This window comes from Nocardia sp. NPDC060255, assembly GCF_042727395.1.
Taxonomy (GTDB): domain Bacteria; phylum Actinomycetota; class Actinomycetes; order Mycobacteriales; family Mycobacteriaceae; genus Nocardia.
Map to the genome: position 1 here is coordinate 427,269 of NZ_JBHXAU010000001.1, position 13,721 is coordinate 440,989.

The window sequence follows — 13,721 nt, forward strand, 5'->3', positions numbered from 1 at the left end:
GTGCCCGTGGGGGCCCATTTCCGATCGTTGTTCGTGCAGGTGAGTTTCGGCCGACGCTCCGGGAGGAGATGATCGTGAACGAGCGCCAGCGAGTGCACCGGGGTTGCCGCGCGTTCGAGCGCACGAATCGCCGCGAGGCGCTGTCGTGAGTTCGTTCGGCAAGCGGCGACGTAGTGCGAGAGCCAAACCGGAACCCGCGCCCTATACCTCGATCGCCGGTTTCAACGAGCTCGACACCGCGCCACGTCGAAAGCGACACGCCCGCCCGGCAAAAGAGCCCAAATCCCCGCGGCCGGCGCCCGATCCGCATCGCCCGCCACGCACCCGCGGGGAACGCTTCCGGCGCTTGGTGCTCGCCCTGTTCATCATCTTCGGCGCGGTGCCCGCACTGCTGTTCGTGCTCGTCTACTGGAGTGCCGAGATCCCCGATCCGGATTCGGTACAGACCAATCAGATCGCCACCGTCCTGGCCGCCGACGGCAGCACGGTGATCGCCAAAGTGGTGCCGCCCAACGGCAATCGGAGCCCGATCCCGCTGGCCGAGGTGCCGCAGCCGGTCCGCGACGCGATGCTGTCCGCGGAGGACCGCAACTTCTACACCAACCCCGGCTACTCGACCTCCGGCTTCCTGCGCGCCGCCCGCGACAACCTGCTCGGGCGCGACAACGCGGGCGGCGGTTCCACCATCACCCAGCAGTACGTGAAGAACGCCTTCCTCGGCTCCGAGCGCACGCTCACCAGGAAAATGCGCGAGCTGGTCATCTCGGCCAAGATGGCGCGGCAGTGGAGCAAGGACGACATCCTCGCCGCCTACCTCAACACCATCTATTACGGCCGCGGCTCCTACGGCATCGCCGCGGCGAGCAAGGCCTACTTCAACAAGCCGGTGAACCAGCTGACCCTGGCCGAGGGCGCGGTGCTCGCCGCGCTGGTGCGCACGCCGTCGATCCTCGACCCGGAAACGCACCTGCCCGACCTGACCGCGCGCTGGAGGTACGTGCTCGACGGCATGGTCGAGATGGGCGTCCTGTCGCCGGGCAACCGGGACGCCACGGTCTTCCCGGCGATCATCCCGCTCAACGAGATCCCCGACGACAACGTGGCCCGCGGCCCCGAGGGCCTGATCCGCGCCCAGGTGGTCCGCGAACTGCGCTCGTCCGGCATCAGCGAACACGAACTGGACACCGGCGCCCTGCAGATCACCACCACGATCGACACGAAGGCACAGCAGTCCGTGTTGAGCGCCGTGCACGACCGGCTGGCCGGGCAGCCGTCCGAACTGCGCGCCGCGATCGTGTCGATCGACCCGCGGTCCGGCGCGGTGCGCGCCTACTTCGGCGGCACCGACGGCATCGGCTACGACTACGCGCAGGCGCCGCTACAAACCGGTTCGGCGTTCAAGCCCTTCGCGGTGGTCGCCGCGCAGCAGCAGAGCATTCCGCTCAACCGCATGCTGGACAGCTCCCCGGTCACCGACCGCGGCACCAAGATCACCAATGTGGACGGTGAATCGTGCGGCCGGTGCACCATGGCCGAGGCGCTGAAGCGCTCGCTCAACACCAGCTTCTACCGGCTGACCATGTCGATGTTCGACGGACCCAAGGCCATCGCCGACGCGGCGCACGCGGCGGGCATTCCGGAGGAGATCCCCGGCGTCGCGGGCAAGACGCTGACCGAGGACGGCGGCCGCCCGCTGAACGGAATCGTGCTGGGGCAGTACCTCGTTCGGCCCATCGACATGGCGTCGGCGTACGGGACGATCGGCGCGTCCGGCGTCTATCACCAGCCGTATTTCGTGCAGCGCGTGGTGACCGGAGACGGACGGGTGCTGCTCGACCGTGGTGCGCCCGAACAACGCACCGGCAAGCAACTGCCCGACGGCCAGCAGCGCATCCCCAAGGCGATCGCCGAGAACACCACCCAGGCGATGACGCCGATCGCCGCGTACTCCAACGGACACGCCCTCTCCGGTGGCCGGCCGTCCGCGGCGAAGACCGGCACCACCCAGCTCGGCGACTCCAAGCTGAACAAGGACGCCTGGATGATCGGCTTCACGCCCGCGCTGTCCACGGCGGTCTGGATCGGCACCGAACAATCGCAGCCGATCCACACCGCCCGCGGCACCGACATCTACGGGTCCGGCCTGCCCGCCGACATCTGGAAGCAGGTGATGGACGGCGCGCTCGACGGCAGTCCGGTCGAACAGTTCCCCGCCGCGCCCAGCGCCGCCGCGGCGATCACGCCACCGTCGGCGAGCAAGCCGTCCGGCGGCACCTACGACATCCTGAATCCGCCGCCCGGCCCGCCGCGGGAGCCGGTAGTCATCATCCCGCCCGCGCCGCAAACACCTAAGGAAGTGGAAATTTTTCCCGGACTGACCATCCCGGTGCCGGGATAGCGATGATGCTGTGACCTTCCCGCACCCAGGGGAACGGATGACATGGCAGCATCGTTTGCCAGAGTGAGAGCGAACAGCGAGTGTGTCGGACAAGGCCGACGCCGACGCCGCGGGATCGATGCGGAAGGATATGCGCTCGAGCGACGACGCCGCCAATTGGAGACAGACGAGACATAGGGGCTACGCCGGTGGATTTCAATGTCGTTGACCAACCCGAGACGCTGGTGGCGGGAACAGTACTTCGCAGCCCAGCGCTCGCGGTCGAAGGACCGCGCCGCGCGAAAGTCGAAGAGGCGTGGAAGCGCAACCTGGCCCGCCAGCTGCCCGGGCCGCCGACGACCGCGTATGTCGACCACGCGCCGGAAATCAATTCGTATTTAACCCATATCGTCGGCTACCGCTGCCGCGGCGTGGACGACTTATTACCCGGTGACGTGCTGGCCCGGGTGCCCGCGGGCAAATTCGCCCGGTTCATCGCCAGCGGCGACAACCTCGGCGACACCATCGTGCACATCTGGCGCTCGGTATGGGACGCCGAGGCGGCAGGCCGATTCGTGCGCGCCTACACCGGGGATTGGGAGCACTATCCCGACGCGCGCACGGCCGAAGTCTTCGTAGCGCTGGCAGACGATCAAGTCGACGGGTAGGAACAACACTGTGGACTTCGAGATTGTCACGTTGGACGAGAGCCTGGTCGCCGGACTGACCGTTCCGCTCGCCGGACGCGAGGTGACCGCGCGCGACCTCGACCTGGTGAACTTCACCTGGGACCGCTACCTGGCGCGGGAGAAGAGCGTGCCGCGGGTGGCCGCCTACATCGGCCAGAACGACCACGCCGTCGCCGTGCTCGGCTACGAGGTGGCCGCGATGGACGAGATGGACGCGGGCGACGTGCTCACCCGCGTCCCACAGGGCCGCTACGCCAAGTTCGTCGTCTCCGACAAGCCCTATGACCTGTTGCGCACCGCGTGGGCTCAGGTGCGCAAGGCGGAGAGCGCCGGAACCATCACCCGCTCGCACACCGCGGAGATCGAGCGCTACACCGGACCGACCTCGGTCGAGGTCTACGTCTCGCTGGACTGATCCCCGGCAACACGCGAAATGAGCCGGGCCCCACGAAAGTTCGTGGGGCCCGGCTCATTCGCGCTCTGCGCTACCGAACTACACAGCGCTACCGAACTACTCGGTGCCGATGATGAACGCCTCGAGCTGCGTGCGCGCGACGTCGTCGGCGAGCTGCTTGGGCGGGGACTTCATCAGGTAGGCCGAGGCCGGGATGACCGGTCCGCCGATGCCGCGGTCCTTGGCGATCTTCGCCGCGCGGACCGCGTCGATGATGATGCCCGCCGAGTTCGGCGAGTCCCACACCTCGAGCTTGTACTCCAGGCTCAGCGGCACGTCGCCGAAGGCGCGGCCCTCGAGCCGGACGTAGGCCCACTTGCGGTCGTCCAGCCAGCCGACGTGGTCGGACGGGCCGATGTGCACGTCCTTGGCGCCCATTTCCTTCTTCAGGTTGCTGGTGACGGCCTGGGTCTTGGAGATCTTCTTCGACTCCAGGCGCTCGCGCTCCAGCATGTTCTTGAAGTCCATGTTGCCGCCGACGTTCAGCTGCATGGTGCGATCGAGCTGCACACCGCGGTCCTCGAACAGCTTGGCCATGACGCGGTGCGTGATGGTCGCGCCGACCTGGCTCTTGATGTCGTCACCGACGATGGGAACGCCTGCCTTGGTGAACTTCTCGGCCCACACCGGGTCGGAGGCGATGAACACCGGCAGCGCGTTGACGAAGGCGACGTTCGCGTCGATGGCGCACTGTGCGTAGAACTTGTCGGCCTCCTCCGAACCCACCGGCAGGTAGGAGACGAGGACGTCGACGTTGTTGTCCTTCAGGACCTTGACCACATCGACCGGCTCGGCCTCGGACAGGTCGATGGTCTCGGCGTAGTACTTGCCGATGCCGTCGAGGGTCGGACCGCGCTGCACGACAACGTCGCTCGGCGGCACGTCGGAGATCTTGATGGTGTTGTTCTCGCTGGCGAAGATGGCCTCGGCGAGGTCGAAGCCGACCTTCTTCGCGTCGACGTCGAACGCGGCGACGAACTTCACGTCCCGGACGTGGTACTTGCCGAATTTGACGTGCATGAGGCCGGGCACGGTCGCGGTCTCGTCCGCGTCCTTGTAGTACTGCACACCCTGGACCAGCGAGGAAGCGCAGTTGCCCACACCTACGATGGCGACGCGAACTTCTGTGGCGTTGTCAGCCTTCTTGTCATCACTCATGGCCGATATTTCCCTCTTTCTGTGGTGCCGCCTTCGTCGATTGCTCCGCCGCAATCAACTCGTTGAGCCAGCGCACTTCGCGCTCGCTTGATTCGAGTCCGAGCTGGTGGAGCTGCCGGGTGTAGCGATCGAGTGACCCGCTGGCCTTCTTGATCGCCTCCCGGAGTCCTTCTCGGCGCTCCTCGACCTGGCGTCGCCTGCCCTCCAGGATCCGCATCCGCGCGGTCGCGGGGGTGCGGCTGAAGAAGGCCAGATGAACGCCGAAGCCGTCGTCGGTGTAGTTCTGCGGTCCGGTATCGGCGAGCAGTTCGCTGAACCGCTCGCGGCCCGCCGGAGTCAGTTGGTAGACGCGGCGGGCTCGGCGCGTGACCACGCCCGCCGGAATCTCCTCGGCGATCAACCCGTCCGACTGCATGCGGCGCAGCGTGGGATAGAGCGACCCGTAGGAGAAGGCCCGAAACGCGCCGAGCAGGCCGGTGAGCCGCTTGCGCAACTCGTAGCCGTGCATGGGCGATTCGAGGAGCAGCCCGAGAATTGCCAGCTCGAGCACCGGGCTTCACCTCCCTGACTATGTACAGACCTAACCGATGGATGCGACTCCACACTATATCGGGCCGATATAACTGTGCACAGTCCTGGTCGATATAAAGCTGGATCTACCGGGCATCTCATACCCCTGAGCCAGGGCGGCCCCTCGGCAACACCGCTACTCTGGTTCTCGTGCGAATCCAGCGGCAGGTGGTCGACTACGCCCTACGGCGTCGGTCGTTGCTGGCTGACGTGTATGCGGGCCGCGTCGATGTCGCCTCGGTGTGTGATGCGAATCCCTACCTGCTGCGTGCGGCGAAGTTCCACGGCCGGGGGAGCGAGGTCACATGCCCGATCTGCCGGAAAGAACAACTCACGCTTGTATCTTGGGTCTACGGCGACGGTCTCGGACCGGTGGCGGGCTCGGCTCGCACACCGGAGGAGCTGACCCGCCTCGCCGAGACTCGTGAGGAGTTCTCGGTCCATGTCGTCGAGGTATGCCGCAGCTGCAGCTGGAATCATCTGGTGCAGTCTTACGTCCTCGGTACCACGCCGGCGCCAACGCGGCGTCGCACCGGGACCCGGCGCACCGCAGCCGAATGAAGTGCCTGGTCATCTGCCCGTCGGATGACTCGCGGAGCCAACACGTGTCCGCTGCGGTCGAGATGACCGCCCCGAGCCATCCGCAACGTTACGAGTTATGGAGATCTTGTCAGTGAATTCGCCCTACGAGACTTCCCCCTACGGCGATGAACCGCATGGCGGCCGTCCTCCACGGAGTTCACAGCCTGGTCCCAATCCCTATCAGAATCCGCGCCCGGGCCCGCCGCCCGGGCCTGGTCCCCGGCCCGGACCGCCGCCCGCGCAGCGCCCAGCCCCCTACCCGGGGGAGCTTCGTGGCCCGCAGCCGCAGCGTCGTCCCGGCCCGCCCCCGCCGCCGCAGCAGCGGCCGCCGCAGGGACGACCGAACCTCGCCCCGCCGCCCGGCGCGGGAGCCACCCAGAAGATCGAGCGGAACTCGCTGACCGACGCGGTCTCCGAGCGCAACCGCCGTGGCGGCCCGCCCACCGGGCCGCGGCCGACCGCCGAGCGGGCCCGCCGCGTCGGCGATCCCGGCAACGGCACCGGCGAACGCAGGCAGACCGCGGGTGGTCCGCCGTCCGGGCCGCCCCCGCGCCGCAACGGTGGCAGCGGCGGCGACGGCTCCGGCCCTGGCAAGCGCAAGCCTGGCGCGAAGAAGAAGTCGCCGTGGCGCATCGTGCGCCGGGTCATCTACGTGATGATGGCCATGGCCATCCTCATCCCCAGTGGCGTCTTCCTCATCGCGTACACGACTGTTTCGGTACCCAAGCCCGGTGACCTCAAAACCAATCAGGTCGCGACCATCCTCGCCTCCGACGGTGAGTCGGTGATCAGCAAAGTCGTTCCGCCGGAAGGCAACCGGACCGACGTCACGATCGAGCAGATCCCCGCGCACGTGCGCAACGCGGTGATCGCCGCCGAGGACCGGGACTTCTACTCCAACCCCGGCTTCTCGATCTCCGGCTTCGCCCGCGCCGCCAGGGACAACGTGCTCGGCAAGGAAAGCGCGGGCGGTGGTTCCACCATCACCCAGCAGTACGTGAAGAACGCACTGGTCGGTGACGAACGCTCGCTCACCCGAAAGCTGCACGAGCTGGTCATCTCGGCCAAGATGGCGCGCCAGTGGAGCAAGGACGACATCCTTGCCGCGTACCTGAACACCATCTACTTCGGTCGTGGCGCCTACGGCATCGATGCCGCCGCCAAGGCCTACTTCGAAAAGCCGGTGACGGAACTGACTCCCGCCGAGGGCGCGGTGCTCGCCGCCACCATTCAGCAGCCGTCCGGCCTGGATCCGGAGAAGAACCCGGAGGGCGCGAAGACGCGCTGGAACTATGTGCTCAACGGCATGGTGGACGGTGGCAACCTGCCCGCCGCCGAGCGGCAGGGCATGCAGTATCCGCGGGTGGCCCCGGTCTCGACGACCAAGGACAAGACCCTGGACACCGGCCCGGAGGGCTTGATCAAGACGCAGGTGCTCAAGGAGCTTGCCGCCGAGGGCATCAGCGAGCAGCAGATGAACACCTCGGGCCTGTCGATCACCACGACGATCGATCCGAAGGCGCAGAAGGCGGCCGTCGACGCGGCGCAGAAGAAGATGCAGGGCGAGCCGGAAAAGCTGCGTGCCGCAGTCGTTTCGGTGGATCCGAAGACCGGTGGGGTGAAGGCCTACTACGGCGGCGAGGACGGCCAGGGCTGGGATTACGCCAATGCCGGTCTGCAGCCGGGCTCTTCGTTCAAGGTGTTCGGTCTGGCGGCGAATCTCGAACAGGGCGTTCCGCTTTCGCAGCTGTACGACAGCTCGCCGGTCACCGTCAACGGCATCAAGATCACTAATGTCGAGGGTGAAGGGTGCGGCATGTGTACCATCGCCGAGGCCCTGAAGCGGTCGCTGAACACCAGCTTCTACCGCATGGAAGTCGACATGGGCAACGGCCCGCAGAAGATCGCCGACATGGCGCACAAGCTCGGCATCCCGGAGAACATTCCCGGCGTCGGCAAGTCGCTCACCGAAGCGGACGGCAACGGCCCGAACAACGGTATCGTGCTCGGCCAGTACGACTCTCGTCCGCTCGACATGGCTTCGGCCTACGCCACTCTGGCGGCCTCCGGCGTCTATCACAAACCGCACTTCGTGCAGAAGGTGGTCGCCGCCGACGGCACCGTGGTGCTCGATCGCGGTGAGGTGGCCGGCGAGAAGCGGGTCGACGCCGCAGTGGCCGACAACGTCACCGACGCGATGAAGCCCATCGCGGCCTGGTCGCGCAACCACAATCTGGCGGGCGGCCGCGAGTCGGCCACCAAAACCGGCACCGCCCAGCTCGGCGATACCCTCGACAACAAGGACGCCTGGATGGTCGGCTACACGCCGTCCCTGTCGACCGCGGTCTGGGTCGGCGCCGTCGACAGCACCGCGCTGCGCAACTACCAGGGCGGCATGATCTACGGTTCCGGTCTGCCGTCCGACATCTGGAAGGCCACCATGGACGGTGCGCTGGAAGGCACGAAGAACGAGACCTTCCCGAAGCCCGCCCCGATCAAGGGCCAGGCCGGTGTGCCCGCGTGGTCGGCCCCGTTCACCCCGCCGTCCACCACCGAGGCGCCGCCGCTGATCCCGCCGATCATGCTGCCGCCGCAGATCGACACCCCGTTCGGCCCGATCCAGATCCCCGGTGCCCAGCCGCGCCCGCAGGCGCAGCAGCAACCGCAACAGCAGCAACAGCGCGAGGACGGACCGACGCCGCTGCCCGGCCAGCCGATGGCGACCGACCCCTCGTCGCCGAGCTCGACCGGCTCGCCGCGGCCCGGCGCCAACGGATACACCAATCAGGGGGAGAGCACCGGCTCTCCGCCCACCACCCGCAGCAGGTAACCCGGCCCTGCGGCACCTGAGCCGAGGTGCCGCAGGGTTTTCGGTAAAAGCCCGCGAGGAGCGTGATCTGTCCTGCGCGTACCGCCGCCACCCAGCCGAGTGGGGACGACGCGATCCGAACCCCTAGCCGAACTCAAGGTAGCGTCGGGTGCCGTGACCGATCAGGAACTGGTGGACCAGCGAACGAACGGGAGCGTGCCGCAATCGGGTGGGGCGTCTTCCGGTGGCGCGCACTACATCGCCCCCGGCCCGCTCGCGCCGGATCTGCGGTCGGCCGACGCACGGGATCGGCCGAGCCGCAACGATTCGCTGACGGCGCAGCTGTCCACCGTCATCGGCGGCCCGGTCGGTGAGCACGCGCTGATCGGGCGGGTGCGGTTCTGGACGCCGATGCGGGTGCTGCTGGCGTTCACCGTGGTGTTCCTCGCGTTCGGCTGGTTCGGCAAGGCGGGCTGCATTCAGCAGACCGGCACCGCGGACGGATCGCTCACCCTCGATTGGAACAACGGCCGCCAGTACGTGGCGATGTGCTACTCGGACACCGTGCCGCTGTACGGCGCGGAGCGGTTGAACGAGGGTGCCTTCCCGTACAAGAAGGACTGGACCGAGACGACCCCGGACGGTGGCCGGGCAACCCGGTACATGGAATATCCGGTGTTATCCGGTCTCTACCAATACCTTTCGATGCGGATCGCCAAGGCCTGGGATGCCGCGCCGCTGCCCGGCGCGCTGCAGGTGGTGATCTACTTCAACGTCGTCGCGTTCGGCCTCGCGCTGGCCTGGCTGGTCACCGTGTGGGCGACCGCGCAGCTGGCCGGGCGCCGGGTGTGGGACGCGGCGCTGGTCGCCTGCTCGCCGCTGGTGATCGTGCACATCTTCACCAATTTCGATGCGCTGGCAACGGCTTTGGCCGCGACCGGGCTGCTGGCCTGGGCACGCCGACGCCCGGTGCTCGCCGGACTGCTGCTCGGCCTCGGCGGCGCCGCCAAGCTGTATCCGCTGCTGCTGCTCGGCCCGATCGTGGTGCTGTGCCTGCGCGCCGATCCGATGCAGCGGATGCCGAGCACCCAGCTCGGGCTGCGGCTGCGCGATATCGACAGCTGGTCGACGGCGCGGGACTGGATCCGCGAAACCCCTTATCGCGTCCACCTTCTCAGCACCCGGCCGCTCGGTGCCGCAGCCGTCACGGTATCCGCCGCGCTGGGCACCTGGGCCGTGGTGAACCTGCCCATCGCCGCGCTCTATCCGGACGGCTGGCGGGAATTCTTCCGGCTCAACACCTCCCGGCACGCCGACCCGGACTCGCTGTACAACGTGATCACCTCGTTCACCGGCTGGACCGGTTTCGACGGGACGCTCACGCACGAGCAACAACCGGTCATCCTGAACGTGGTGTCGCTGCTGGTGTTCGTGGCCGCGTGCGCGGTGATCGGCTACATCGCGCTCACCGCGCCGCAACGGCCGAGGCTGGCGCAGCTGTGCTTCCTGGTGGTCGCCGCGTTCCTGCTGACGAACAAGGTGTGGAGCCCGCAGTACTCGCTGTGGCTGGTGCCGATCGCAGTGCTCGCGCTGCCGCACCGGCGCATCCTGTTGGCCTGGATGACGATCGACGCGCTGGTCTGGGCGCCGCGGATGTTCTACTACCTCGGCCTGGACAAGAAGGGCCTGCCCGAGCAGTGGTTCACCGGCACCGTGGTGCTGCGCGACCTCGCGGTGATCGCGTTGTGCGCCTTGATCGTTCGGCAGATCTATCGCCCCGGCGAGGATCTGGTACGCCGCGACTACGTCGACGACCCGATCGGCGGCGTCTTCGACCGGGCACCGGATCCGTTGCTGGCGTGGCTGCCCGAGTTCTTGCGCCCCCGGGTGGCGCCGACCCGCGAGTGGCGCTCGCAGGCCGGCGATTCTAAAACCGGTAACCACGCAGTGGTAGCCAACGTCGCGAATCCGATTCAGTGGGTGCGCAGGTAACGCGCGAGCAGCGCCGGTTCCTGGGGTAGCAGGTCCAGGTCCAGCTGCCACGGGCTGCCGGTCCACGGATCGAACAGCGGTGTCCCGTCGACGGTCGGCAGGTGCCTGCAGGACTGGGACAGCATCGCCACGGTGCTGTCCGCCGAGTCGGATTCGTCGCTGCCGATGATCACCGTCGACAGCCCGATCAGGTCGCCGCGCATGATCAGCGAACCGATCCGCTGCGCGTCCGAACTCTGGTAGCCGTGCGGGAAGTCGGCGGCGACCAGGATCCGGTGCTCGGTCGGCGCACTGCCCATGCCGCTGGTGAAGGCCAATTCGGCCAGTTCGGCCGCCTGCACCAGGGCCTGCAGCCGCTCGGAGATCTCGGTGTGGTCGGTGATCGGCGGCCCGTTCAGCACCGGCGCGAGTAGGCCGGTGAAGCCGCTGAACGCGCCGGTCAGATCGATGATGTCGACCAGGGTGCGCCGACCGGGCGTCGAGGTGAGCAGCCGCGCGAGCAACGCGCCGACCACCGGTGCGACCGCGCGGGTGGACTCGGTGTCGATCCACAGCGGCCGATTCAACGGCACCGGAACGCAATACGGCACCCGCAGCGTGCCGCGTTCGCGCGCGTACAGCTCGCCGAGCCGGATGCCGTCGCTCGGCGTGATCGGCTTGTCCCAGACCGGTGAGTCCCAGGACGCCAGCGCGGGCGGCAGCATCAGGTCGGCGTCGGCGAGCTCGCGGACGAGCTGCGCGCTGTCGCGCTGATGGTTGCTTTCGGCGGTGGCGATCAACTCGTCGTTACGCTGTTGCGCGGCCCGGCGCGCGGCATCGGCGGCCGGGGTGTTGCGGGTCGCGGGATCCGAGACGGCGACGGACAATTCGTGATCGAGCCGCTTGGCCGCGTAGTCGCGGGCCGAGACCAGCGCGGCGGCCGAGCGGGCGGCGTCCTCGAAAATCATCCACAGGCGTTCCAGGCCGTGCCCGACCTCCAGCGGCGCCGCCGTGGCGGAGCGGGCCTCGCCGGCCATCGGCCCGGCCATGGTGTGTACGCCGGGGCCGGGCTGCTGGGTCGCGCTCGGCTGCGGCGAGTCGCCGGTCTGCGCCGCCGAGCCGGTTTGCGCCGCCGGGTCCGCCGGATCGTCCTCGACCTCGACGCCGTGCGCGGTCAGCAGCACGCCGAGGCCGCCGGAGTAGCCCTGTCCGACGGCGCGCAGCCGCCAGTCGGTGCCGCGGCGGTATACCTCCAGGCAGATCAGGGCCGCCTCGCCGGACGACGGCGTGATCACGAATTCCGCTGCCACCTGGTCATTTTCGGACAACGTCGCGGTCACCGAGCCGAGGCCGCCCGGCCGCCCGGGCACGGCGGGGTCGGCGCTCACCACCAGCAGCACCGCCTTGGCGTCGCCGCGCACCTCGGGCAGCGTGACGGTCACCTGATTCGCGTCCAGCCGCACCCCCGCGGCGCTCGGCTGGTTGTAGAAGACGAAATCCTCGGTGGCGAAGACCTTGAGGTTCTCCGCCACCACCAGCGCCGAAACATCCAGTGCGGCTTCGGCTTTCGCACCGAATCGAACGACTTTACCGGTCAGCGAGATGTTCTGGCCGGCCTTCAGTTGAATCACGTTGTCTGCCTTGCTGTCCGCGTCACCCGATCAAACGTGCTGCAGAAACCGGCCGAGGTGCGGCACGGCTTCACCCGGGTGCTTCGCCGCGAAGCCTTCGCCGATCGCCTGCAGCTTCCAGTCGTTGCCGACCCGGAACACCTTGGCCATCGCCATCGCGGTGAAGGGCATGCCGCCGGCCAGGGTGTACCTGGCCAATTCGGCATTGTTGGTGCCATCGACCAAGCGGCAGAACGCATTCTGGATCTGCTCGAAAGTGTGGCCCTTGTAGGAGGTCACGATGAACACCAGCGTGCTCACGTGCGCCGGGATGCGGGTGAGATCGACCAGGATCACCTCGTCGTCGCCCTCGCCCTCACCGGTGAGGTTGTCGCCCTGGTGCCGGATCGAGCCGTCCTTGGAGGTCAGCTGGCCGTAGTAGGCGACGTCGACCGGGTTGTTGTCGGCGAACATGACCACCGAGGCGTCGAGATCCACGTCGACGGTGCGGTTGCCGAACATGCCGCGGTTCTTCACCGGATCCCAGCCGAGACCCATCTTGACGAAGGTCAGCGCGGCGCCGCCCTCCTTGCGCAGGGTGACCCGCTGGCCCTTGGTCAGGCTGACCGGGCGGTCCTTGCTCAGGCTCACCTCGGCGGGCGGCTGCTGCGGAACCGGCTGCCCGGGCGGCGGATAGCCACCCTGCGCGGGCGGCGGGTAACCGCCGGGGCCGGGCGGGGGCGGGTAGCCGGGGCCCGGCGGTGGGTAACCGGGTCCGGGCGGCGGGTAGCCACCGGTCGGCGCGCCCTGGGCCGGGTACGCGGGCGCGGTCGGCGGGTAGTTCGGCGCGGGCTGCGTGGGGTAGGCCGGCGGCTGCTGGGCCTGGTATGCGGGCGGCGGTGGTGCGGCCTGCGGTGTGGGCTGGGCCTGCTGCGTGGGTTGCGCGGGCGAATCATCGACCGTCACACCGTGGTCGGTGACCAGCGCGGCGAAACCACCCGCGTAGCCCTGTCCGACAGCACGCACCTTCCAGCTGCCCTGGCGGCGGTACAGCTCGAGCGCGATGACGATCGACTCGGTGCTCAAACCCTCGATCTGGTACTCGAACAACCGATTACCGGTCGCGTCCGACACGATCGCGGTGGGCGCGGGGAACCGGCCGAAGTTGCTGGTCGCGTCGTCCAGCGTGATCACCGCGCGGATCTGCGCGATATCGGCGGGCACCGCGTTCAGCGACACCGCAAGCGAGGCGGGCTGCCCGGCGGGTGCCGGCTGCAAGTTGACCCCAGGTCCGCTCGGCTGGTTGAAGAAGACGAAGTCCGCGTCGGTACGGACCTTGCCCTGTTCGGTGACCAATAGTGCGGACAGATCCGCGGGCGCCGTGAGCTGGATGGAGACCACCACGTCGTTCGTGGCCAGCGGACCGTTTTGGCCCTTGGCGAGTGTTGCGGACAAGTTAGACCCTTCGCTTGTCGGTGCGTTCGAATGCCACTCTACGAGA

The 13,721-nt window shown here is 68.1% G+C and carries 10 protein-coding genes; 6 read left to right on the plus strand and 4 right to left on the minus strand.

Annotation, left to right across the window (positions count from 1 at the left end):
• Positions 1–145: 145 nt before the first annotated feature.
• The 3 genes from ACFWF1_RS02085 (at position 146) to ACFWF1_RS02095 (ending at position 3,481) form a co-directional block, all read left to right on the plus strand.
• On the plus strand, positions 146–2,398 hold the full coding sequence (locus ACFWF1_RS02085) for a transglycosylase domain-containing protein (RefSeq protein ID WP_379283370.1): 2,253 nt from the start codon (positions 146–148) through the stop codon (positions 2,396–2,398).
• Positions 2,399–2,586: 188 nt separating this feature from the next.
• Positions 2,587–3,045 carry a GyrI-like domain-containing protein gene (locus ACFWF1_RS02090; RefSeq protein ID WP_379283369.1) on the plus strand — a complete coding sequence of 153 codons (459 nt, stop codon included), beginning with the start codon at positions 2,587–2,589 and terminating at the stop codon, positions 3,043–3,045.
• 10 nt (positions 3,046–3,055) lie between these two features.
• Entirely contained in the window at positions 3,056–3,481 is a 426-nt protein-coding gene (locus tag ACFWF1_RS02095) for a GyrI-like domain-containing protein (protein ID WP_379283368.1), read from the plus strand.
• A gap of 96 nt (positions 3,482–3,577) precedes the next feature.
• On the opposite strand, the gene ACFWF1_RS02100 is transcribed toward ACFWF1_RS02095, so the two are convergent.
• Both ACFWF1_RS02100 and ACFWF1_RS02105 read right to left on the minus strand, forming a co-directional pair.
• Positions 3,578–4,678: an inositol-3-phosphate synthase gene (locus tag ACFWF1_RS02100; protein ID WP_379283367.1), complete on the minus strand. Its 1,101-nt coding sequence runs from the start codon at positions 4,676–4,678 to the stop codon at positions 3,578–3,580.
• Complete coding sequence (locus tag ACFWF1_RS02105; protein ID WP_107653374.1) at positions 4,671–5,228, minus strand: PadR family transcriptional regulator; 558 nt, start codon at positions 5,226–5,228, stop codon at positions 4,671–4,673. Before ACFWF1_RS02105 ends, ACFWF1_RS02100 begins: the two co-directional genes overlap by 8 nt.
• 170 nt (positions 5,229–5,398) lie before the next feature.
• Here ACFWF1_RS02105 and ACFWF1_RS02110 point away from each other — a divergent pair, with 170 nt between their 5' ends.
• The 3 genes from ACFWF1_RS02110 (at position 5,399) to ACFWF1_RS02120 (ending at position 10,631) form a co-directional block, all read left to right on the plus strand.
• Positions 5,399–5,809, plus strand: a complete 411-nt coding sequence (locus ACFWF1_RS02110; RefSeq protein WP_191093751.1) for a DUF5318 domain-containing protein — start codon at positions 5,399–5,401, stop codon at positions 5,807–5,809.
• A 97-nt stretch (positions 5,810–5,906) separates the two neighbouring features.
• Positions 5,907–8,660 (plus strand): transglycosylase domain-containing protein, encoded by a 2,754-nt coding sequence (locus ACFWF1_RS02115; protein ID WP_379283366.1) that lies wholly within the window; start codon positions 5,907–5,909, stop codon positions 8,658–8,660.
• 153 nt (positions 8,661–8,813) lie between these two features.
• A complete protein-coding gene (locus ACFWF1_RS02120; RefSeq protein WP_379283365.1) occupies positions 8,814–10,631 on the plus strand; it encodes a glycosyltransferase family 87 protein in 1,818 nt (605 codons plus the stop codon).
• Here the strand turns inward: ACFWF1_RS02120 and ACFWF1_RS02125 are convergent.
• Both ACFWF1_RS02125 and ACFWF1_RS02130 read right to left on the minus strand, forming a co-directional pair.
• Positions 10,613–12,241, minus strand: coding sequence for a TerD family protein (locus tag ACFWF1_RS02125; RefSeq protein WP_379283364.1), 1,629 nt, complete (start codon positions 12,239–12,241; stop codon positions 10,613–10,615). The genes ACFWF1_RS02120 and ACFWF1_RS02125 overlap by 19 nt on opposite strands.
• A 30-nt stretch (positions 12,242–12,271) precedes the next feature.
• A complete protein-coding gene (locus ACFWF1_RS02130) occupies positions 12,272–13,675 on the minus strand; it encodes a TerD family protein (RefSeq protein ID WP_379283363.1) in 1,404 nt (467 codons plus the stop codon).
• Between the last annotated feature and the right edge of the window lie 46 nt (positions 13,676–13,721).

Excerpts from the sequence above, each read along its gene's own strand:
- ACFWF1_RS02100 (WP_379283367.1), bottom strand. The coding sequence starts at position 4,678 with ATGAGTGATGACAAGAAGGCTGACAACGCCACAGAAGTTCGCGTCGCC.
- ACFWF1_RS02115 (WP_379283366.1), top strand. The coding sequence starts at position 5,907 with ATGGAGATCTTGTCAGTGAATTCGCCCTACGAGACTTCCCCCTACGGC.